A 22344-nucleotide genomic window follows, 5' to 3' on the forward strand; every position below is an offset into this window, starting at 1 on the left:
ACATGGCAGTGACGCAGGAGCAGGCGGAGTGGTTCCGCGACGCCTTCGGGCGACTGGTCGAGAACATCGACCGGGCGATCCTCGGCAAGCGCGAGATCATCGCGCTCGTGCTGACGGCGATGCTCTCCGAGGGGCACGTGCTGCTCGAGGATGTGCCCGGCACCGGCAAGACGGTGCTCGCGAAGGCGCTCGCGAACACGCTCGACGGCAGCCACTCGCGCATCCAGTTCACGCCCGACCTGCTGCCGTCCGACGTGACCGGCGTCACGATCTTCGACCAGACCAAGGGGCGGTTCGAGTTCCACCGCGGACCGATCTTCGCCTCCGTCGTGCTCGCCGACGAGATCAACCGCGCGAGCCCGAAGACCCAGTCCGCGCTCCTCGAGGTCATGGAGGAGGGCCGGGTCACGGTCGACGGCGTCGGCTACGAGGTCGAGCCGCCGTTCATGGTCATCGCGACGCAGAACCCGGTCGAGCAGGCGGGCACGTACGCGCTGCCCGAGGCGCAGCTCGACCGCTTCCTCATCAAGACCTCGCTCGGCTACCCCGACCACGCCGCGGCCGTCGCGGTCCTCCTCGACTCGGCGAACCGGGCCCGCGCCGACGGGATCACCCCGATCATCGCGGCCAGCTCGATCTCGGCGATGTCCGCCCTCGCCGCCGAGGTGTACGTCGACGAGTCCGTCGTCTCCTACCTGAACGAGGTCGTCACCGCGACGCGCGAGCACCCGGACGCCGCGCTCGGCGTCAGCATGCGCGGCGCGCTCGCCCTCGCGCGGGCCGCGAAGACGTGGGCGATCGCGCAGGGCCGGGGCTACGTGACCCCCGACGACATCCGCGAGCTCGCCGTCCCGGTGCTCTCGCACCGCATCATCGTCGACCCGGAGGCGGAGTTCACCGGCGTCACGGCGACCGACATCGTGGCCCGCGCCCTCGCCGACGTGGCGCCGCCCGCCTACCGGGCGGCATGACGGGCGACGCCGGCACCGCGCCGCAGCCTTCGCAGTCCCGACTGGCCTTCCAGGCCGTCGGGCGCTCCGTCGCGCGCACGGCCGCGGTGCTCGGCGACGGGTTCGCCGGCGCCTGGCGATCGCTCGCGGCGGTCGTGCGCCCCGTGACGAGCCTCGTCTCGACGACCGGATGGCTCGTGCTCGTGTCGGCGCTCGCGGCCGCGCTCGTGGCGCTCATCTTCGACTGGGTGGAGTTCGCCTTCCTCGCGGCGACGCTCGCGGGCGCCGTGCTGCTCGCCGTCCCGTTCGTCTTCGGCCGGCTGCGCTACCGCGTCGGGGTCGAGCTCGAGCCGCGGCGCGTCGTCGCCGGCGAACGCGCGCTCGGCCGGCTCTCGGTCGTGAACGACGGCGGCTCGAAGTCGGTCTCGTCCCGGATCGAGCTGCCCGTCGGCGAAGGCTCGGCCGTGTTCCGCATCCCGGCGCTCGAGCCGCGGGGCGCCCATGAGGAGCTCTTCGCGGTGCCGACGAACCGACGGGCGGTGATCGTCGCCGGACCGGCCGTGTCGGTCCGCGGCGACGAGCTCGGCCTGCTCCGCCGCACCGTGCGCTGGAACGATCCCGTCGAGCTCTTCGTGCACCCGGTGACCGCGCGCCTGCGTCCGTCCGCGGCGGGCCTCGTCCGCGACCTCGAGGGCGAGGTCACGAAGGTCATCACCGACCACGACCTCTCGTTCCACGCGCTCCGCGCCTACGAGCCCGGCGATCCGCTGCGGAACGTGCACTGGCGGAGCTCGGCCCGCACCGGCCGCCTCATGGTGCGCCAGTACGAGGAGACCCGCCGCTCCGAGCTCGTGCTGCTGCAGTCGACCGACGATACGCACTACGACGACGAGGCCGAGTTCGAGCTCGGCGTCTCGGTGTTCGCCTCGCTCGGCGTCCAGCTCATCCGTGACGCCACGAAGACGGTCTGCGCGACCGAGCGGATGCGGCTGCGCACCGCGAGCACGACGAGCCTCCTCGACGACACCTGCCGGATCGCGCCCACGACGCGGCGCGGGGGACCGCAGTCCGGGGCACTCCGGGAGCTCGTGCGCGACCGCATCCGCCTCGCCCCCGCCGCGAGCGTCGTCGTCCTCGTCACCGGCGGCGCGCAGCCGCTCAGCGAGGTGCGCGCGGTGCAGACCGTGCTCCCGCCCGAGACGCCGCTCGTCGCGATCCGGGTGCAGCGCGGGGCGGAGTCCCGCATCGCGAAGGTCGGCCGGAGCACCGTCGCGACCATCGGCGACCTCGGCGAGCTCGCCGCCGTGATGCGGAGGGTCCGACCGTGACCGCGACCCGCCCGGCCCCCGCGCCCGCGTCGCAGCCCGCGCCGCCGGTTGCCGGCCCGCGCCCGGTCACGGGCACGCAGCTCGCCGACCTCGGCGTGCTCGCCGCCCTCTGCCTCCTCGCGGTGGCGGGCTACGAGACGAGCTTCGGCGGCATGGACTTCCTGCTCGCCGCGATCGGCGGGCTCCTCGTCGGCACCGGCGCGGCGCTCGCGGGCTCGCTCCTCCGGCTGAGCGTACTGAACACCGTGCTCATGGCCCTCGCCGCCTACTTCCTCCTCGGCACGCCGTTCGCGATGCCCGCCCAGGGCATCGCCGTCGTGCTGCCGAGCCTCGACTCGCTCGCCGGCCTCGCGATCGGCGCGGTCTACGGCTGGGCCGACCTCGTGACGGTCGCGGCGCCGGTCGAGGCCCCCGCCTACGTCGCCGCGGTGCCGTACGTCGCCACGTGGCTCGTCTCACTCGTCGGCGGGCTGCTCGTGCTCCGCTGGCTGCCCGCCAGGCGCACCGTCCTCCGCGCCGCGGTCCTCCTCATCGGCCCCGTGCTGCTCTACGTCTCCGGCATCCTGCTCGGCACCGACGAGGCGTTCCTCGCCGCGGTGCGCGGCGTCGCGTTCGGCGCGCTCGCGCTCCTCTGGCTCGCCTGGCGCCGCAGCTCCGGCATCGAGCAGGGCGGTGCCGACGGCCGGACGATGCTGCGTCGCGCCGGGGGTGCCGCCGCCGTCGTCGGCGGGGCGGTCGTCGTCGGCACGGTCGCCGGCCTCGCGTTCGCGCCGACCGCGGCCGAGCGATTCGTCCTCCGCGACGAGGTCGTGCCGCCGTTCGACGCCCGGGAGTTCTCCAGCCCGCTCGCCGGATTCCGCAGCTACACGAAGGACCTTGCCGAGGAACCGGTGCTCCGCGTGCGGGGGATGGAGCCGGGCGACGTCCTCCGGCTGGCCTCGATGGACGCCTACACGGGACGGCTCTTCACGGTCGCCGGTCCGGAGTCCGCGGTCGACGGCGGCTACGCCATCGTCGGCGAGACGCTCCCGGAGCCCGCCCTCGCCGAACTCGGCGGCGAGCGGCGCATCGAGGTCGAGTCCCTCGGCTACGCCGACGTCTGGCTGCCGACGGTCGGCTACGGGGAGCGGCTCCGCCTCCTCGACGACGGCACCGCGGCCCGGGCCGGTGACCTCCGCTACAACGCCGACGCGGGGACGGCGGTGCTCACGAGCGGGCTCGCGGTGGGCGGACGGTACGAGCTGGTGTCGCGCATGCAGCTCCAGCCGGATCCCGATGCCCTCGCCGACGTCCCGGTCGCGCGACTCGAGCTGCCGCCGGTGGACCAGCTGCCCGATGTGGTGGCGGCGAAGGCGGAGGAGTACGCGGGCGACGAGGAGAGCGCCATCGGCCGGATCCGCGCGATCGAGACCGGCCTGAAGACGAACGGCTTCCTCAGTCACGGGCTCGCCTCCGACTCGGTCGCCTCGCGCGCCGGGCACGGCGCCGATCGGCTGATCGAGCTCTTCACCCGCTCGCAGATGGTCGGCGACGAGGAGCAGTACGCCGCGGCGATGGCGCTCATGGTGCGCCACCTCGGCTATCCCGCCCGCGTCGTGATGGGCTTCGCCCCGGAGGTCGCCGAGGGCGCCGAGGAGGTCGAGGTGCTCGGCGAGGACGTCACCGCCTGGGTGGAGGTGCCGTTCGAGGGCGTCGGCTGGGTGAGCTTCCGGCCCACCCCCGATCAGGTCGACGTGCCGCAGGAGCAGACCCCGCGGCCGAAGAGCGAACCGCAGCCGCAGGTGCGCCAGCCGCCCCGCAACGAGTCGACCGACGACGAGCTGCTCACCACGGTCGAGATCGACGACACCGAGGACGAGAAGCGGGACCACCCGTTCGAGGTCCCCGGGTGGGTCTGGCTCGTGACGGGGGTCGTGGGGATCCCGCTCGCGATCGTCCTCCTGCCGCTCCTGTTCGTCGGGCTCGCGAAGCGCCGCCGGCGTGCGAGGCGACTCCGCGAGCGACCGGACCGCAGCTCCGCGGGCGCGTGGGACGAGCTGGTCGACCGGTACGCCGAGCTCGGCCTCGAGCCGCCCGAGCGGTCGACCCGTCGGCAGACCGCCGCTGCGCTCGCGACGCAGTCGAGCGCGCAGGGACTGGGCGGCGGCGAGGCGCTCGCGAGCCTCGCGGCCTCCGTCGACCGCGACGTCTTCGAGGGCCGGGAGCTGGATGCGGAGGTCGCGACCGCGCGCTGGACCGAGGCGGATGCCGTGGCCGCCGCCGCGACCGCCGCCGCGGGGCGCGTGCGCCGGATCGTGAGCCGGTACCGCTTCGCGCGCCGCCGCCGGACGCGCGGCGGCCGCCGCTAGGCTCGCGCCGCTCCGTCGAGACGGCCTCGTGCCGTCCGCCGGGGTGCGCCGCTAGGCTGGCGGCGTGGACGGGTCCGACTTCATCGTGCCGCCGCCGGGCCTCGTGCCGGGCGAACCTCCAGCCGTGCCAGAGCGCGCTTCCAAGCCGGTCGAGCGCACGCTGCCCTCGTTCGCCCCGGGCCGGAGCGGCCCGCCGCCGCTCGTGCCCACGCCGGACGGCCCCGTGGTGCAAGCCCCGCCGCCGCTCGACCCGGCGTACGAGGTCACGGGCGAGCGCGTGCGGTGGCGGCTCGCGGCGCCCGGCGGGGCGGACGCGGTCGTGACTGGCCCCTCGGTGCTCGGTCGCGCCCCGCGCATCGAGGACGCGGAGGGGGCGAGCGCCGCCGTCGCGATCGACGATCCGGGCCGCACGGTGTCGAAGACCCACGCCCTCGTGGTGCCGGCCGGCGACGCGCTCGCGGTCACCGATCTGCACTCGACGAACGGGGTGCGCATCGAGCGGCAGGGGGCCGCGGGCGAGGACCTCGCGCCCGGTTCGACGGCGCTCGTGGGCGACGGCGAGGTGCTCGTGCTCGGTCGGCTGCGCCTCCTCGTGGCGAGACTGCCCTCGCCGAACGTGTAATCTGTCAGGGTGCGTGCACGGCGACTTCTGCTTCGGTGCCGCGGCGGGGCCTCGTTCTAGGCCCTTCCCCGCCGCGGAGTCCGTCGACGGCTGATTCAGAGCAGAACCGAAGGAAACCACCGCATGACCGCGTCAAGCGAACGCCCCCGCACCCTCGCCGAGAAGGTGTGGGACGACCACCTCGTCAAGCAGGGCGAGAACGGCACCCCCGACCTCATCTACATCGACCTGCATCTGGTCCACGAGGTCACGAGCCCCCAGGCCTTCGACGGCCTGCGGATGGCCGGCCGGCCCGTGCGCCGCCCCGATCTCACGATCGCCACCGAGGATCACAACACGCCGACGCTCGACATCGACAAGCCGATCGCCGACCTCACGAGCCGCACGCAGATCGAGACGCTGCGCCGCAATGCGAAGGAGTTCGGCATCCGCCTGCACTCCCTCGGCGACAAGGAGCAGGGCATCGTCCACGTCGTGGGCCCCCAGCTCGGCCTCACCATGCCCGGCATCACCGTCGTCTGCGGCGACTCCCACACCTCCACGCACGGCGCCTTCGGCGCGATGGCGTTCGGCATCGGCACGAGCGAGGTCGAGCACGTCCTCGCGACGCAGACCCTGCCGCTGAAGCCGTTCAAGACGATGGCGATCAACGTCGAGGGCGAGCTGCGCCCCGGGGTCACGGCGAAGGACATCATCCTCGCGGTGATCGCGAAGATCGGCACGGGCGGCGGGCAGGGCTACGTGCTCGAGTACCGCGGCAGCGCGATCCGGGCCCTCTCGATGGACGGCCGCATGACCATCTGCAACATGTCGATCGAGGCCGGCGCCCGCGCCGGCATGGTCGCCCCCGACGAGACGACCTTCGCCTACCTGCAGGGCCGCGCCCACGCGCCCGAGGGCGCCGACTGGGATGCCGCGGTCGAGTACTGGAAGACGCTGCCGAGCGACGAGGGCGCCCGCTTCGACGCGGAGATCTTCATCGACGCGAACGCGCTGGAGCCCTTCGTCACCTGGGGCACCAACCCGGGCCAGGGCGTCTCGCTGTCCGAGGCGGTGCCCGACCCGGCGACCATCGAGGACCAGCACGAGCGGGCCGCCGCCGAGCGCGCGCTCGAGTACATGGACCTCGAGCCCGGGGTGCCGCTGAAGGACATCAGGGTCGACGCCGTCTTCATGGGCTCGTGCACCAACAGCCGCATCGAGGACCTCCGCGCCTTCGCCTCGATCGTGCAGGGCAAGCAGAAGGCCGAGGGCGTCCGTGTGATGGTCGTGCCGGGCTCCGCCCGGGTGCGCCTGGAGGCCGAGGCCGAGGGCCTCGACAAGGTGTTCACCGAGTTCGGCGCCGAGTGGCGCTTCGCCGGCTGCTCGATGTGCCTCGGCATGAACCCCGACCAGCTCGCGCCGGGGGAGCGCTGCGCCTCTACCTCGAACCGCAACTTCGAGGGCCGCCAGGGCAAGGGCGGCCGCACCCACCTGGTCTCGCCGCTCGTGGCGGCGGCGACCGCGATCCGCGGCACGCTCTCGAGCCCGTGGGATCTCGAACAGGACCTGAGCGACGCGGAGGCGAAGTAACCATGGAGAAGATCACGACCGTCTCCGGCGTCGCGGTGCCGCTGCGCCGCTCGAACGTCGACACCGACCAGATCATCCCGGCCGTGTTCCTGAAGCGGGTCACGAAGACCGGCTTCGACGACGCGCTCTTCCACGGCTGGCGGCAGGACCCCGAGTTCATCCTGAACCAGCCCGCCTACGAGGGCGCGCGCGTGCTCATCGCCGGCCCCGACTTCGGCACCGGATCGAGCCGCGAGCACGCCGTCTGGGCGCTCCGCGACTACGGCTTCCAGGTCGTCGTGTCCAGCCGCTTCGGCGACATCTTCCGCGGCAACGCGGGCAAGCAGGGACTGCTCGCGGCGCTTGTCGCCTACGAGGACATCGAGCGCATCTGGGAAGTCATCGAGGCCGAGCCGGGAATGCCGGTGACGGTCGATCTCGTTGAGCGTACGGTGAGCGCAGGCGAGCTCACGGTGACGTTCGAGATCGACGACTACACTCGGTGGAGGCTGTTGGAGGGACTCGACGACATCGGGCTCACTCTGCGCGAAGAAGAGGCCATCGCCGAGTTCGAACAGCATCGAGCGGCGTGGCGGCCAACAACGCTCCCGATCCGGGAGCCGGCGGAAGCAGGGAACTGAGTGAACACACTCGTCGATGACGCGAAGCAGCATGGGAGCGCGGTGGGCCTCGAGGTCGACAAGATCACGATCAACGGCGGCAAGCCGTTGCACGGCCGCATCGAGCTGAAGGGCGCGAAGAACCTCGTCACGAAGGCGATGGTCGCGGCCATCCTCGGCGACACGCCCAGCGTCCTGAAGGACGTGCCGAACATCAGCGACGTCCGCATCGTTCGCGGCCTCCTCGAGGTGCACGGCGTGACCGTCGCCGAGGGCGAGGAGGAGGGCGAGCTCGTGCTCGACCCGTCCGGCGTCGCCCAGGCGCACATGGCCGACATCGACGCGCACGCCGGTTCGAGCCGCATCCCGATCCTGTTCTGCGGGCCGCTGCTGCACCGGCTCGGCGAGGCGTTCATCCCCGACCTCGGCGGCTGCCGCATCGGCGACCGCCCGATCGACTACCACCTCGAGGTGCTCCGCAACTTCGGGGCGATCGTCGAGAAGCTGCCGAGCGGCATCCGCATGTCGGCGCCGAACGGCCTGAAGGGCGCGAAGGTCGAGCTGCCCTACCCGAGCGTGGGCGCGACCGAGCAGGTGCTCCTCACCGCGACGCTCGCCGACGGCATCACCGAGCTCACCGGTGCCGCGATCGAGCCCGAGATCATGGATCTCATCAACATCCTGCAGAAGATGGGTGCGATCATCACGGTCGACACCGACCGGGTCATCCGCATCGAGGGCGTCGACCGCCTCTCGGGCTACAGCCACCGGGCGCTCTTCGACCGCAACGAGGCCGCGAGCTGGGCTGCGGCCGCGCTCGCGACCGAGGGCGACATCTTCGTCGGCGGTGCGCGCCAGGCGGAGATGCTGACCTTCCTGAACGTCTTCCGCAAGGTCGGCGGTGCGTTCGAGATCGAAGAGGACGGCATCCGCTTCTTCCACCCCGGCGGCGAGCTCAGCTCGACGATCATCGAGACCGACGTCCACCCGGGCTTCATGACCGACTGGCAGCAGCCCCTCGTCATCGCCCTGACGAAGGCGAAGGGCGTCTCGATCGTCCACGAGACGGTGTACGAGCAGCGCTTCGGCTTCGTCGACGCGCTCGTCGAGATGGGCGCGAAGATCGACGTCCACAAGGAGTGCCTGACCGGCAAGCCCTGCCGCTTCGGCCAGCGCAACTTCAAGCACTCCGCGGTCATCTCGGGGCCGGCGAAGCTGACCGGCGCCGACATCGAGGTGCCCGACCTGCGCGGTGGCTTCAGCCACCTCATCGCGGCGCTGACGGCCGACGGCCGCTCGACCGTGTCGAACGTCGGGATCATCGCCCGCGGCTACGAGAACTTCATCGGGAAGCTCGAGCTGCTCGGGGCGGACTTCGAACTCGAAGGGTGAACGGCCAGGTGGCGAACGACGACGGCCGGAGCGGGCCGAAGCCGGCGGCGGAGCCGACCCCCGGACCGGCGGCGAAGCCGCGGTCCGAGACACGGCGTCCGTCGTTCTTCTGGTTCCTCGCGGCGATCATCCTGCCGATCATCAACCTCGGGGTGAAGTACCGCTTCCACCACCGGGAGCGGATGCCGCAGTCGGGGGCGTTCGTCCTCGCGCCGAACCACTACAGCGAGATCGACCCGGTCGTGATGGGCGCCGCGAGCTGGAAGCTCGGTCGCGCACCGCGCTTCCTCGCCAAGGCGTCGCTCTTCACGGTGCCGGTGGTCGGCTGGGCCCTCCGCGCCTCGGGCCAGATCCCGGTCGAGCGCAGCGGCAGCCGAGGGCACGACGCCCTCCGCGCGGCCGAGGAGCTCGTCGAGAAGGGCCGCATGGTCATCGTGTACCCCGAGGGCTCGCTCACCCGCGACCCCGACCTCTGGCCGATGCGGGGCAAGACCGGCGCCGTGCGCATCGCGCTCGAGCGGGGCATCCCGCTCGTCCCGGCCGCGCACTGGGGCACCCAGGCGCTCATGCCGCGCTACGGCAAGAAGCTGAGCCTCTTCCCGCGGAAGACGATCGACGTCGCCATCGGCGAACCGGTCGACCTCACGCCGTATCGCGGCAAGCCGCTCGACCAGGCGACGATGGTCGCCGCGACGGCCGATCTCATGGATGCCATCGCCGAACTCCTCGCGGAGCTCCGGGGCGAGCCGGCCCCGGCGGAACGCTGGGACCCGGTGGTGCACGGCCAGAAGGAGACGGGCCGCCTTGAAGACTAGGAGCGGTCAGCGCAAGCGCCACGGCACCCGGGTCGCCGTCCTCGGCGCCGGCAGCTGGGGCACCACCTTCGCGAAGATCCTCGCCGACGGGGGTGCCGACGTCGTGCTGTGGGCGCGGCGACCGGAGCTCGCCCGCGAGATCCAGGAGGCTCAGCGCAACAGCGACTACCTCCCCGGCATCAACCTGCCGCGGGGGCTCCGCTCGACGAGTCGGCTCGACCTCGCCCTCGCGGGCGCGGAGCAGGTCTACATCTCGGTGCCGAGCCAGTCGCTCCGCGACAATCTCGATGCGATCACTCCGCACCTGCACTCCGACGCGATCGTCGTCTCCCTGATGAAGGGCGTCGAGAAGTCGAGCGGGCTGCGGATGAGCCAGGTGATCGCGGAGGTGCTGCCGATCGACGAGTCGCGCATCGCGGTCATCTCCGGCCCGAACCTCGCGCTCGAGATCGCGAAGGAGCAGCCGACGGCCGCCGTGGTCTCGTCCTCGAACCTCGAGACGGCGCAGGCGGTCGCCTCCGTCTCCCGCAACCGCTACTTCCACTCCTTCGTGAACACCGACGTGCCGGGCACCGAGTTCGGCGGCGTGCTGAAGAACCTGATCGCGGTCGCGATCGGCATCGTCGACGGCGCGGGCTACGGCGAGAACACGAAGGCGTCGATCATCACCCGCGGGCTCGTCGAGATGACCGATTTCGCGGTCGCGTACGGCGCGCAGCCGGAGACCCTCTCGGGGCTCGCGGGCCTCGGCGACCTGATCGCGACCTGCCAGTCGCCGCTCTCGCGGAACAACACCGCGGGCCGGCTGCTCGGGCAGGGCTATCACCTGAAGGACGTCGTCGAGCGCATGCAGCAGACGACGGAGGGGCTGGCATCCGTCGGTCCGATCCTGGAGCTGGCGAAGGCGAAGGGCGTCGCGATGCCCATCGTCGAGCAGGTGCGCCAGGTCCTCGCGGGCACCTTGGCTCCGCGCGACATCGCCCCCCACCTCACGACCGACGACGAGCCCCAGGGCGAAAGGACGAACGATGGACAAGCTCAGGGTGGTTCTGCTCTTCGGCGGGCGTTCAAGCGAGCATTCGATCAGCTGCGCTACGGCGGGGGGAGTGCTGGGAGCGATCGACCGTGACCGCTTCGAGGTCATCCCGGTCGGGGTGACCCGCGACGGCGCGTTCGTGCTCGAGTCCGACGACCCGGCCCGGTTCGCGCTCGACCCGGCGCACCTGCCCGAGGTCGTCGACAACGGCACCCGCGTGAGCTGGCCCGACAGCGCCGCCTCGCGCGAGCTGCGGGTCACGACGAGCGCCGCGGAGTCCGGTGCCGCCGAGACCCGATCGCTGGGCGACGTCGACGTCGTGTTCCCGATCCTGCACGGCCGCTTCGGCGAGGACGGCACGATCCAGGGCCTGCTCGAGCTCCTCGGCCTGCCGTACGTCGGCAACGGCGTCCTGGCGTCGGCGGCGGGCATGGACAAGCACGCCACGAAGACCCTGCTCGAGGGCGCTGGCATCCAGGTCGCCCCGTGGGTCACCCTCAGCCGGAGCGCGCTCGCGGCCGATCCGGTGCTCTGGCGACGTCGGGTGCAGTCGCTCGGCCTGCCGGTGTTCGTGAAGCCCGCGCGGGCGGGCAGCTCGGTCGGGGTCTCCAAGGTCGCCGACTGGGCGGAGCTCGACGCCGCGCTCGACGTCGCCTTCGCCGAGGACCGCACCGTGCTCGTGGAGTCGGCGGTCGTCGGCCGCGAGATCGAGATCGGCGTGCTCGAGGGGCCGGAGCCCGGCGAGCTCGGCGTGAGCGTCGCCGGCGAGGTCGTCGTGACCAGCCGCGACTTCTACGACTTCGAGGCGAAGTACCTCGACGCGCCCGGGGTCGAACTCGTCTGTCCCGCCGAGCTCGGCGACGGCGAGCTGTTCGAGCTGCAGCGGGTGGCGCGGCGCGCGTTCGAGGCGCTCGGTTCGGAGGGGCTCGCCCGGGTCGACGTGTTCCTCACCGACGAGGGCTTCGTGGTGAACGAGGTCAACACGATGCCCGGCTTCACGCCCATCTCGATGTTCCCGACGTGCTGGCTGAACTCCGGGCTCAGCTACCCGGAGCTCATCACCCGCCTCGTCGAGGTGGGGTACGCGCGCGGCGCGCGCTGACCCTGCTCCCGCGGCCCGCGGCCCGCGGCCCACGACCGGAGCGTCGAGCTCCGGTCGTGAGCCCGGCGCTCGGCGGTGAGCGCGGCGCTCGGCCGCGGGCTCAGCCCTCGCTCGGGACCTCGCCGAGATCGTCGACGGAGGTGCAGCCGCCGTCGGCCGGAATGACGCCGACCGCGTTCGAGAGGTCGGCGATCGCCGTGGTGCCGCCGACGACGTCGTTGTCGACGAGCACCTCGACCGCGGGGGTGCGGCCGTACGTCGTGAAGAGGTAGCGCGGGGCATCGGACTCGTCGATGATCCAGTCGATGCCGTCGACGCTCACGCAGCGCTCCGTCGTCGGCCCGGGAACGGGCACGCCGCAGCGGAGGAGCACGGCCGCCGGCTCGCCCCAGGCCCCGGTGCCCTGCGCGTTCGTCTCGCGCTTCGGCAGCTCGGCGACGGTGTCCGGCAGGCGCACGACGAGCGAGGCGCAGTCTGCATTCTTCGCGTCGGGAGCGGCCTCGAACGGCACGATCGGCGTGCAGGCGGACAGCAGCAGGGCGGCGGGGGCGATCACGGCGGCGGCGCGCAGGACGCGGCGGAGCCGGGCGGGGCGGAGCCGGGCGGGGCGGAGAGACATCCAGGCCAGGCTAGCGTGGGAGGCATGGAAGACGCTCAGAGCACCGGGAGCTCGATCGGACGGCTCGGCGAGGACGCGGTGCTCGCCCGGGTGCTGCCGAGGCTCGCGGCGGGCGAGTCCGCCCTGCTCGGGGCCGGCGACGACGCGGCCGTGGTCGCGGCCGCCGACGGCCGCTTCGTCGTGACCACCGACCTCATGGTGCACGGCCCCGATTTCCGGCTCGCCTGGTCGACGCCGTACGAGCTCGGTTGGAAGGCGGCCGCCACGAACCTCACCGACGTCGCGGCGATGGGCGCGCGCCCGACCGCGCTGACGGTGGCGATCGCCGCGCCGGCCGAGCTCGACGTGGCCGTGCTCGAGGGCATCGCCGACGGGCTCCGCGAGGCCCTCGCGACGCTCGCGCCGGGCGCTGGCGTCGTCGGCGGCGACCTGTCCGTCTCGACCGTGCTCACGCTCGCGGTGACCGCGTTCGGCGATCTTGAGGGCCGTGCTCCCGTGCTGCGCTCCGGCGCACGGGTCGGCGACGTGGTCGCGCACGCCGGGGTCCGCGGCGACGCGGCCCGCGGGCTTGCACTGCTCTTCGGCGAAGCGCGGGATGCCTCGGGCGAACCCGACGCCGGGCTCGCCGCCCGACTGCGGCACCGCGAACCGGGACTCCTCGCCGCCCAGCTCGCGCCCCGACCGCCGGTGTCCGCGGGGGTCGCCGCGGCGGTCGCCGGGGCGACGGCGATGCTCGACGTCTCGGACGGGCTCGCCCGCGATGCGCGGCGCATCGCCGTGGCGAGCGGCGTGGGCCTCGACTTCTCCGCGGCCGCGCTCGGCGACGACCCGCGGCTCGCGCTCGCGGGCGCGGAGGACCACGGGCTGCTCGCGACCTTCCCGGCGGGCGCACCGTTGCCGGAGCCGTTCGAGGAGATCGGCCGCGTCGTCGACGCACCGGGTCGGCTCTCCCTCGACGGGGAGCCCGTGGAAGGACTCGGCTGGGACCCCTACGCCGGCTGGGACGGCCGCGCGGGCTGATCCGCGAACGCCCACCACAGCGTCGTCTCGCCGTAGTCGCGGCGCCGTTCGAGTTCGATGCCGGCCGGCCAGCCCGGTTCGGGGGAGCGGGAGCTCCGCTCGACGACGACGAGTGCGCCCTCGGCGAGGAGCGGGACGAGCGCGGCGAGCTCGCGCGAGAGCTCCGGCTCGCCGAGCTCGTAGGGCGGATCGATGAACACGAGGTCCCAGTGCCCCGGAACGGCGCCCGGCTCGAGGAACGCGGCGACGCTCCGCTGGGCGACGCGCACCGTCGGCACCGCCTCGCGCGGGGCGGCGCGGCGCACGGCATCGGCGTTCCTGCGGCAGATGTCGGCGGCGGGCTTCGCGCGCTCGACCAGCACGACCTCGGCCGCGCCCCGGCTGGCCGCCTCGAGGCCGAGCGCTCCCGAGCCGGCGTAGAGGTCGAGCACCCGGGCGCCCTGGAGGGCGTCGCGGGCCTCGAGGGCCGAGAAGATCGCCTCGCGGACGCGGTCGCTCGTCGGCCGGGTGCCCGTGCGGGGAACGGCGAGGGTCTGGGATCCGGCGAAGCCGGCGATGATGCGCGTCATGCTCAGGGCAGCATAGCGGCGAGCGCGGACCTGGGGGCGGGACGCCTCTGGACGGCGGGCGGGGATCGGATGACACCCGGCGTCAAGGGGTCGCCCGTTCGGGGGTCGCGCTGCCATGATGGATGACGTGGACGACTCGACCGAACCTTCAGCCACTTCGTCCCACCATCGGGGGTCCGAGCAGCGCGAGATCGATCGCCTCTGGGACTTCGCCGACCCGGTGGCGAGCGAGGAGCGGTTCCGCGCCGCATCCGCCGACCCCGAGCGCAGCCCGCATAAGCGCGCCGTGATGGCGGCGCAGCTCGCACGGGCCGTCGGCCTCCAGGGCCGCACCGAGGAGGCGCTGGCCGTCCTCGACGGCGTCGCCGCGGCGGCGCCCGGTTCGGAGTCCGGCCCCGAGGCCGCCGAGCTGCGCGCGCGCGTCGCCCTCGAGCGCGGACGACTGCACGCGGCGGCCGGTCGGCCCGAGGACGCCCTGCCGGAGCTCACCCGCGCCGTCCGGGAGGCCGCGACGGCCGGGGCCGCCTTCCTCGTGCTCGACGGGCTGCACATGCTCGCACTCACCGACGGCGGGCACGAGGAGGAGTGGGCGGCCGAGGGCTTCGATGTGCTCGCCGGCTCCCGCGATCCGCGCGTGCTGCGCTGGGGGATCGCCCTGCACAACAACCTCGGCTGGACCAAGCACGACGGCGACGACCCGGTCGCCGCCCTCCACCACTTCACCCTCGCCGCAGAGGCCGCGGAGCAGTACGGCAGCGCCGAGCAGCTCCGCGTGGCCCGCTGGTCGATGGCCCGCGCCCTGCGCACGCTCGGACGCACCGACGAAGCGCTCGCGATCCAGCGCGAGCTCGACGCGGAGCGCGGCGACGACCCGTTCGTCACCGCCGAGATCGAGGCGTTGACGGGGGGACGGCCTACGATCGAGGCATGACGGTCGCTGCAGCCGAGCCGGGCGCCGAGCCCGGCTCGTTCGGACTCGAGTCCAAGCTCGCCACCGCCCTCGGCTCCCGCACGGCCCAGGCCATCGAGCGCGCGTTCGGGCACCGCACGGTGGGGGAGTTCCTCTCGCACTACCCGCGTCGCTACGCCATGCGCGGCGAGCTCACCGCCCTCGACTCGCTGCCGCTCGACGAGAACGTGACGATCGTCGCCGAGGTGCTCGAGGTGCGGGAGCGGCCGATGCGGCAGCGTCGCGGCTCGATCGTCGAGGCGAAGATCTCCGACGGCAACGGCGTGCTCATCCTGACCTTCTTCAATCAGTCGTGGCGTCAGAACGAGCTCCGCCCCGGGCGCCGGGGCATCTTCGCCGGCAAGGTCGGCTCGTACAAGGGGGCCAGGCAGCTCGCCCACCCCGACTACGAGCTCTTCGACGAGGAGACGCCGCGCACCGTCGACGACGCGGAGGCGGTGCGCTGGGCGCAGGCGCCGATCCCGATCTACCCCGCGACGTCGACCATCGCGAGCTGGCAGCTCGCGAAGTCGATGGCGCTCGTGCTCGACGGACTCGGTCGCGTCGACGACCCGCTGCCCTCCGAGGTGCGGGAGGCGCGCGGGCTCGAGGGGCACCGCCGCGCCCTGGAGCTCATCCACCGGCCGGCCGTGGAGGGCGACTGGAAGGCGGCGCGCGCCACCCTCCGCTTCACGGAGGCGTTCGTGCTGCAGACGGCGCTCCTGCAGCGCCGCGCGGCGATGCGCTCGCACGCCGCGATCGAACGGCGGCCGAAGCCCGGCGGGCTCCTCGAGCGCTTCGATGCGGCCCTCGGTTTCGAGCTCACCGACGACCAGCAGGAGGTGGGGCGCGAGATCGCCGACGACCTCGCGAGCTCGGCGCCGATGAACCGGCTCGTGCAGGGCGAGGTCGGCTCGGGCAAGACCCTCGTCGCGCTCCGCGCGATGCTCGCGGTCGCCGACTCCGGCGGCCAGGCGGCGCTCCTCGCCCCGACGGAGGTGCTCGCCGCGCAGCACGTGCGGTCGATCGCGAAGGTGCTCGGCCCCGAGCTCTCGGCCGAGCTGATGCCGACGCTCGTCACCGGGCAGCTGCCGGCCGCCGAACGCCGCAAGGCGCTGCTGCGCGCGGCCGCGGGCCAGGCGCGCATCATCGTCGGCACGCACGCCCTCATGGGCGACCGGGTGACCTTCGCCGACCTCGGGCTCGTCGTCGTCGACGAGCAGCACCGCTTCGGCGTCGAGCAGCGCGAGGCCCTGCGGCTGAAGGGGCGCACCGCGCCCCACGTGCTCGTGCTCACGGCGACCCCGATCCCGCGGACGGTCGCGATGACGGTCTTCGGCGACCTCGACGTCTCCACGATCCGACAGCTCCCGGCGGGGCGCGCCGGGATCACCTCGCAGGTGGTGCCGCTCGCGATCCGCCCGGCCTGGCGCTCGCGCATCTGGGAGCGCCTCGCGGAGGAGCTCGCCCTCGGACGGCAGGCCTTCGTCGTCTGCCCGGCGATCGATCAGAAGCAGACGGAGGACGACGGCGAGCCCGTCGCACCGATCGAGGGTGCCGAGGCGGATGCCGCGCCCGCGGCGACCGTGCTCGCGACGCTCGCCGAGCTCCGCGAGCATCCGCAGCTCGGCGGCGCCCGCATCGAGCCGCTGCACGGGCGCATGGCGGCCGACGAGAAGGACCGGGTGATGCGCGCGTTCGCGGCGGGCGAGATCGACGTCCTCGTCGCGACCACGGTGATCGAGGTCGGCGTCGACGTGCCGAACGCGAGCGCCATGGTGATCGTCGACGCCGACCGCTTCGGCGTCTCGCAGCTCCACCAGCTGCGGGGCCGCGTGGGTCGCGGCGGCGTGCCGGGGCTCTGCCTCCTCGTGACCCGGGCCGTGCCCGGCTCGGTCGCGCTCCAGCGCGTGGAGGCGGTGGCCGCGACGCTCGACGGATTCGAGCTCGCGCAGGTCGATCTCGAACTGCGGCAGGAGGGCGACGTCCTCGGCGCCCGGCAGTCCGGCGGGCGGTCCTCGTTGAAGCTCCTCCGCGTCGTGCGCGACGCCGAACTGATCGGGGAGGCGAGAGGCCATGCCGCCGCCGTGATCGAGGCCGATCCCGAGCTCGCCCGGCACGCGGCGCTCGCCGACGCGGTCCGCCGACGCCTCGACGACGAGGCGAGCGAGTTCCTGAGCAAGAGCTGAGGCGGCCGGCCCGGCGTCTCCGGCGGGCACTACGCTGGAGCCATGCAGCGGATCGCCGTCGTTCCCGGCTCATTCGACCCCGTCACCCTCGGGCATCTCGACGTCATCGGACGTGCAGCCGGGCTGTACGACCAGCTTCACGTCGTCGTGGTGCACAACCCCGACAAGAGCGCGCTCCTGCCGATCGCGCAGCGCGTCGCCCTCATCGAGCAGTCGATCGCCGACGCCGGCATCCAGGGCGACATCGTCGTGGCGAGCTGGAGCATGGGTCTCCTCGTCGACTACTGCACGGACGTCGGCGCGAGCGTGCTCGTGAAGGGCATCCGCTCCCAGCTCGACGTCGCTTACGAGACCCCGATGGCGATCGTGAACCGGCATCTCGCGGGCGTCGAGACCGTCTTCCTCCTGCCCGACCCGGCGAACGCGCACGTCTCGAGCTCGCTGGTGCGTCAGGTCGCCTCGCTCGGCGGCGATGTGAGCCCGTACGTCCCGCGGCAGGTCGCTGACTATCTCGCGGGGGCGATGACGCCGTGAGCGAGGCGGGCGCCGCGACCATGACCGGGATGCCCGATCCGGGCATCGACGAGGTCGGCGCCCGTGCGGCGGCGATCGTCGCGAACGTCGAGACGGTCATCAGCGGCAAGCGGGAGGCGGTCGTCGCGGCGCTCACCGTCCTGCTCGCCGAGGGGCATCTGCTCATCGAGGACGTCCCGGGCGTCGGCAAGACGATGCTCGCCCGCTCGCTCGCGCGGTCCGTCGACCTGACGGTGAGCCGCATCCAGTTCACCCCCGACCTCCTCCCGAGCGACGTCACCGGGGTCTCGGTCTTCGACCAGTCGACCCGGAGCTTCGCCTTCAAACCGGGTCCGGTGTTCGCGAACCTCGTCATCGGCGACGAGATCAACCGCGCCAGCCCGAAGACGCAGTCCGCGCTCCTGGAGTGCATGGAGGAGCGACAGGTCACCGCCGACGGCGTGACCCACCGGCTCGGCCGCCCCTTCGTCGTCGTCGCCACCCAGAACCCGGTCGAGATGGAGGGCACGTACCCGCTGCCCGAGGCGCAGCGGGACCGCTTCATGGCGCGCATCTCGATGGGCTACCCCGCTCCCGCCGACGAGCTCGCGATGCTCTCGACGCGCGAGACGGCGAGTCCGATCGAGCTCGTCGACCCGGTGGTCGGCCTCGAGGAGCTGCAGGGCATGATCCGCACCGTCGCGCGGGTGTTCACCTCCGCACCCGTGAAGGAGTACGCGGTCGAGCTTACGCGGGCGACGCGCGACGACCGCCAGCTGCGGCTCGGCGCGAGCCCGCGGGCGACCCTGCAGCTCGTGCGCGCCGCGAAGGCGCACGCGGCGATGCACGGCCGCGACTTCGTGCTGCCGGACGACATCGACGCGCTCGCGGTCCCGGTGCTCGCGCATCGGCTGGTGCCGACGAGCCGCGCGCTCGGCTCGCACGACCACGACAGCGGCCCGCTCATCGAGACGATCGTGCGCCGCATCGTCGCCGACACGCCGGTGCCGATCGGCAGCGCCCGAAGGGACTAGTCGTGCCCGCCCCCATCCGCCGCACGCCGCGGACCGTTCCGCGGCTGACCCGGCGCGGCGCGGCGCTCGTCGTCGTCGGCATCGTGCTCGCCGGGGTGAGCCTGTGGTTCGACCTGCGCGATGTGCTGCTGCTCGCCTTCGTCGCGATCGCCATGCCGGTGCTCGGGCTCCTCTACGCGGCGGTGCGCCTGCCGAGGCTCGCGGTGACCCGCACCTTCGCGCCGGCGACGGTCGCCGCGGGGTCGTCGACGCGGGTGCGGCTCACGGTGCAGAATCGCTCGCGGCGTCCGTTCGACGGCGCGCGATGGCGCGACGAGGTGCCCTCCCCGCTCCTCGCTCCGAGCGAGGAGGTGCTGCCCGGGGTGGGGCCGTGGGAGCGCACGCTGCCGAGCGGCGACGATACGGTGCGACTCGACTACCTCCTCCGCACGCCGCGCCGAGGCGCCTATCCGGTCGGACCCCTCCAGCTCTCACTCGGCGACCCCTTCGGGCTCGCGGTGATGCGGCGCTCGGTCGGCGGCGAGCGCGAGTTGCTCGTGACCCCGCGACTCACGGCGGTCGACGGCGCGGTCGGACGTTCGGCGTCCGTCGACGGGACCCGCCACGGCCTGTTGCGGCGCACCCATCCGAACTCCGACGAGCTCATCGCCAGGGAGTACCGCTACGGCGATCCGCTCCGCCGCGTCAACTGGGCGGCGACGGCGCGTCGGGGCGAGCTGATGGTGCGCGAGGAGGAGCAGCGGGGCGACGCCGAGGCGCGGCTCTTCCTCGATACGGCGCCGCGCGCGAGAGGCGACCAGGCGCATCGCGGCGACGCGCCCGACTTCGAGTTCGAGCTCGCGGTCGAGGTGGCCGCCTCGCTCGGCGTGCACCTCCTCGACCGGGGCTACCGCCTGCGTCTGGATCCGCTCGACGAGGGCGCGCCGGGCCGCGGTTCGTACCGCGAGCCGGGCGGCGGCGAGGCGATGTTGCTCGAGGACCTGGCGCGGCTGCCTGCACCGGGCGAGTGGCGGCGGCGGGACCGCGCGGACCTCGAGCGCGGCGCTGCGGGAGCGGAGCCCGGGCGGGGCCGGCTCTCCGCCACCCGGGAGCGCCGCGCCCCGATGCCCGGATTCGCCGTCCTCGTCCGGCCCGCCGACGAACGGCTGGCCGAGCTCGCCGCCCTCCGGCCGACGTTCGCCCCGGCGGTCGCGGTCGTCCTGCCGACGGTCTCCGAGCGCTGGATCGACACGCTCGAGCACGCCGACTGGCGGGTCATCCGCATCCGTCGTGCCGCCGATCTGGCGGCGGCGTTCGACCATCGGCGCGCATCGGCCGGCCGAGCCGTCGGCCGCGAGTCGCCGTGGGACGAGTTCCTGACGGGGGTCGACAATGCGTCGTGACCGCGCCCCCCTCAGCCGTCTGCAGTCGCTCGCCCTGAGCGGGGCGGCGTTCCTGCTGCTCGTCATCGCGGTGATGGCCCTCGGCCCGTTGCTCGCCGGTGCCGGCTGGTGGTGGCTCTGCGCCGCGACCGCCGCCGCGGTCCTGTTCGGCGGTGCGGGGCTCCGGGCGATCCGGATCCCGGCCTCGCTCGTGCCGATCGGCGAGCTTGTCATCCTCCTGCTCGTGCTCACCCTGGGCTTCGGCGGGGCAAGCTCCTTCGCGCTCGTGGTGCCGACGCCCGACACCTTCGGCGTCTTCGGCGAACTGCTCGCGGGGGCCCAGCGCACGATCCAGCAGCAGTCGGTCCCCGCGGTCGTGGTCCCGGCGCTCGCGTTCGCGCTCGCCCTCGGCACCGGGCTCCTCGCGGTCGTCACCGATCTCGTCGTGCTGACGCTCCGGGTCCCCGCGCTCGCGGCGGCGCCCGCGCTCGTGCCGATCCTCGTTCCCGGCTTCCTCATCGAGGACGGCGCGGAGCTCGGCACGCTCGTCCTCGCGGCGGCCGCGTTCCTGCTGCTTCTCCGGGTCGATGTGCGCGTGCGTCGGAGGGCGGCCCTCGCCCATCGCGACGAGACCGACGGCGCCGTGCTCATCACCGCGCCGAGTCGGATGCCGATCGGGTCGACGCTGCTGCCGACGCTCGGCCTGGCGGCGGCGGGCCTCGTCGCCGCGTCGCTCCTCACCGCATCCACCCCGAGCGTCTCGACGAGCCTGCTCCTCGGCAGCGGCGGCCAGGGGGCGCTCTTCGCGCGCGGCGTGAGCCCGTTCCTCGACCTCGGCCGGGATCTGCGCCGGCCCGACGCTGTGCCCGCGTTCAGCTACGTGGCGCGCGACGGCGATCGGCCGTACTTCCGGCTGCTCACCATCGACCGCTTCGACGGCGAGGTCTGGGGGCCGGGGGAGCGGCGGATCGACGGCGACAACGCCGTCGACGAGTTCCCGACGCCGACCGGGCTGAGCGACGAGGTCGCCCGGACGGAGCACCCGATCGACATCACCGTGCAGCAGCTGCGCACGACGTGGCTGCCGCTGCCGTACCCCGTCGCCGGGGTCGAGGGCCTCGACGGCTCGTGGTTCTGGGACCGCGGCGCCCTCACGGTGCGGAGCGCGGACAGCGACACCGCCGGGCAGGAGTATCGGGCGACGATGATCGAGATCGAGCCGACGGCGGAGCAGCTCCGCACCGCGAGCGATCGGATCCCGGAGTCGATCCAGCCGTACACGGAACTCCCCGAGGAGGTGCCCGCGTCGATCACCGAGCTCGCCGCGGAGCTCGGCGCGAGCGCCGGCACGGCGTACGACCGGGCGGTCGCCATCCAGGAGTACCTCCGTGGATCGGACTTCACGTACTCGGTCGAGGCCCCGGTCGAGGAGGGGTACGACGGCGGGGGGCTCGACGTCATCGCGGAGTTCCTCGAGCAGCGCGAGGGGTACTGCGTGCACTTCGCCTCGACGATGGCGGTGCTCGCGCGCGAGCTCGGCATCCCGTCGCGGATCTCCGTCGGGTACACGGCCGGGACGCCGACGACCGCGCGGGTCGAGAACGTGGCGGTCGTCGCGGTCGACAGCCAGGACCTGCATGCCTGGCCGGAGCTCTACTTCCAGGGCGTCGGCTGGGTGCCGTTCGAGCCGACCCCCGGGCGCGGCACGGTGCCCGATTACTCGCGGCCGGGTGCGGGGGAGACCGCACCGGCGCCGGAGCGGCTTCCCGGCACGCCGGCGCCGACGCCGGGCGCGCGCCCCGACCTCGACCCGGAGCGCGACCTCGCGACCGGCGGGGTCACGGGCGCCGCGGACGAGCCGGTGCTCTGGCCGCTCACCGTGGCCGCGCTCCTGCTCGTGCTCCTGCTGCCCGCGCTCGTCCGCATCGCGGTGCGCCGGGCCCGGCTCCGGCGGATCGCTCGGGGCGAGCGGGCGGCGGATGCCGCCTGGCGGGAGGCGATGGCCACGGCGAGCGATCTCGGCTTCGCGGAGGGCTCGGCGGTGGCGCTCACGCCGCGCGAGGCGGCCGACGCCCTCGTGGAGGACGCCCGCCTCGACGGGGCGGGCGAGCGCGCCCTGTACGTACTGCGCGACGCCGTCGAGCGCGAGCGCTACGGCCCGCCCGGCGCGACGGCGCCCGTCTCCGCGGCCGCGCTCGAGGAACTGCGCGCGGCGCTCCGCTCCCGTTCGGGCTCCGCGACGCGGATTCGGGCGGTGCTGCTGCCGGTCTCGCTCCTCGACACGGCGCGGGCGGGCCGGAGAGCGGCCGCGCGCGCGTAGAATGGC

19 protein-coding genes are annotated in these 22344 nt (G+C 73.6%); 17 read left to right on the top strand and 2 right to left on the bottom strand.

The features are described from left to right. Positions 1–2 precede the first annotated feature (2 nt). The 10 genes from ROT00_RS01445 (at position 3) to ROT00_RS01490 (ending at position 11764) form a co-directional block, all read left to right on the top strand. The gene (locus ROT00_RS01445) at positions 3–971 is read left to right on the top strand and encodes an AAA family ATPase (RefSeq protein ID WP_404771789.1); all 969 of its coding nucleotides are present in this window, start codon (positions 3–5) and stop codon (positions 969–971) included. After that, positions 968–2278 carry a DUF58 domain-containing protein gene (locus ROT00_RS01450; RefSeq protein ID WP_404771790.1) on the top strand — a complete coding sequence of 437 codons (1311 nt, stop codon included), beginning with the start codon at positions 968–970 and terminating at the stop codon, positions 2276–2278. Before ROT00_RS01445 ends, ROT00_RS01450 begins: the two co-directional genes overlap by 4 nt. Continuing rightward, positions 2275–4626: a transglutaminase domain-containing protein gene (locus ROT00_RS01455; RefSeq protein ID WP_404771791.1), complete on the top strand. Its 2352-nt coding sequence runs from the start codon at positions 2275–2277 to the stop codon at positions 4624–4626. The genes ROT00_RS01450 and ROT00_RS01455 overlap by 4 nt, the downstream gene beginning before the upstream one ends. Positions 4627–4690: 64 nt before the next feature. Continuing rightward, on the top strand, positions 4691–5248 hold the full coding sequence (locus ROT00_RS01460; protein WP_404771792.1) for an FHA domain-containing protein: 558 nt from the start codon (positions 4691–4693) through the stop codon (positions 5246–5248). Positions 5249–5371: 123 nt separating this feature from the next. Next, entirely contained in the window at positions 5372–6820 is a 1449-nt protein-coding gene (leuC, locus tag ROT00_RS01465) for a 3-isopropylmalate dehydratase large subunit (protein ID WP_404771794.1), read from the top strand. 2 nt (positions 6821–6822) lie between these two features. Next, positions 6823–7440, top strand: a complete 618-nt coding sequence (gene leuD, locus ROT00_RS01470; protein WP_404771796.1) for a 3-isopropylmalate dehydratase small subunit — start codon at positions 6823–6825, stop codon at positions 7438–7440. Continuing rightward, complete coding sequence (gene murA / locus ROT00_RS01475; RefSeq protein ID WP_404771798.1) at positions 7441–8811, top strand: UDP-N-acetylglucosamine 1-carboxyvinyltransferase; 1371 nt, start codon at positions 7441–7443, stop codon at positions 8809–8811. Between the two features lie 125 nt (positions 8812–8936). Beyond that, positions 8937–9626, top strand: coding sequence for a lysophospholipid acyltransferase family protein (locus ROT00_RS01480; RefSeq protein ID WP_404772141.1), 690 nt, complete (start codon positions 8937–8939; stop codon positions 9624–9626). Continuing rightward, complete coding sequence (locus tag ROT00_RS01485; protein WP_404771799.1) at positions 9616–10755, top strand: NAD(P)H-dependent glycerol-3-phosphate dehydrogenase; 1140 nt, start codon at positions 9616–9618, stop codon at positions 10753–10755. Before ROT00_RS01480 ends, ROT00_RS01485 begins: the two co-directional genes overlap by 11 nt. Next, a complete protein-coding gene (locus ROT00_RS01490; RefSeq protein ID WP_404771800.1) occupies positions 10655–11764 on the top strand; it encodes a D-alanine--D-alanine ligase family protein in 1110 nt (369 codons plus the stop codon). Before ROT00_RS01485 ends, ROT00_RS01490 begins: the two co-directional genes overlap by 101 nt. Positions 11765–11864: 100 nt before the next feature. Here ROT00_RS01490 and ROT00_RS01495 read toward each other — a convergent pair whose 3' ends face one another. After that, positions 11865–12383, bottom strand: a complete 519-nt coding sequence (locus ROT00_RS01495; protein WP_404771802.1) for a DUF3515 domain-containing protein — start codon at positions 12381–12383, stop codon at positions 11865–11867. Positions 12384–12407: 24 nt separating this feature from the next. Between ROT00_RS01495 and thiL the strand changes: the two genes are divergently transcribed. Continuing rightward, on the top strand, positions 12408–13403 hold the full coding sequence (thiL, locus tag ROT00_RS01500; RefSeq protein WP_404771803.1) for a thiamine-phosphate kinase: 996 nt from the start codon (positions 12408–12410) through the stop codon (positions 13401–13403). On the opposite strand, the gene rsmD is transcribed toward thiL, so the two are convergent. Continuing rightward, positions 13373–13972, bottom strand: coding sequence for a 16S rRNA (guanine(966)-N(2))-methyltransferase RsmD (gene rsmD / locus ROT00_RS01505; protein ID WP_404771804.1), 600 nt, complete (start codon positions 13970–13972; stop codon positions 13373–13375). The two genes, thiL and rsmD, sit on opposite strands and share 31 nt — an antisense overlap. A gap of 127 nt (positions 13973–14099) precedes the next feature. On the opposite strand from rsmD, the gene ROT00_RS01510 reads away from it, so the two are divergent. From ROT00_RS01510 to ROT00_RS01535, 6 genes are read left to right on the top strand one after another with little or no spacing between them, the layout of a single operon-like run. Continuing rightward, positions 14100–14903 carry a tetratricopeptide repeat protein gene (locus tag ROT00_RS01510; protein WP_404771806.1) on the top strand — a complete coding sequence of 268 codons (804 nt, stop codon included), beginning with the start codon at positions 14100–14102 and terminating at the stop codon, positions 14901–14903. Then, a complete protein-coding gene (locus tag ROT00_RS01515; RefSeq protein WP_404771808.1) occupies positions 14900–17110 on the top strand; it encodes an ATP-dependent DNA helicase RecG in 2211 nt (736 codons plus the stop codon). Before ROT00_RS01510 ends, ROT00_RS01515 begins: the two co-directional genes overlap by 4 nt. Before the next feature lie 42 nt (positions 17111–17152). Next, positions 17153–17644, top strand: coding sequence for a pantetheine-phosphate adenylyltransferase (gene coaD / locus ROT00_RS01520; protein WP_404771809.1), 492 nt, complete (start codon positions 17153–17155; stop codon positions 17642–17644). 20 nt (positions 17645–17664) lie between these two features. Continuing rightward, a complete protein-coding gene (locus ROT00_RS01525; RefSeq protein WP_404772142.1) occupies positions 17665–18657 on the top strand; it encodes an AAA family ATPase in 993 nt (330 codons plus the stop codon). Between the two features lie 2 nt (positions 18658–18659). Next, complete coding sequence (locus tag ROT00_RS01530) at positions 18660–20039, top strand: DUF58 domain-containing protein (protein ID WP_404771811.1); 1380 nt, start codon at positions 18660–18662, stop codon at positions 20037–20039. Continuing rightward, positions 20029–22338, top strand: a complete 2310-nt coding sequence (locus tag ROT00_RS01535; protein ID WP_404771812.1) for a transglutaminase TgpA family protein — start codon at positions 20029–20031, stop codon at positions 22336–22338. Before ROT00_RS01530 ends, ROT00_RS01535 begins: the two co-directional genes overlap by 11 nt. The last annotated feature ends 6 nt before the right edge of the window (positions 22339–22344 follow it).

This window comes from Agromyces mediolanus (assembly GCF_044917495.1).
GTDB classification, from domain to species: domain Bacteria; phylum Actinomycetota; class Actinomycetes; order Actinomycetales; family Microbacteriaceae; genus Agromyces; species Agromyces mediolanus_B.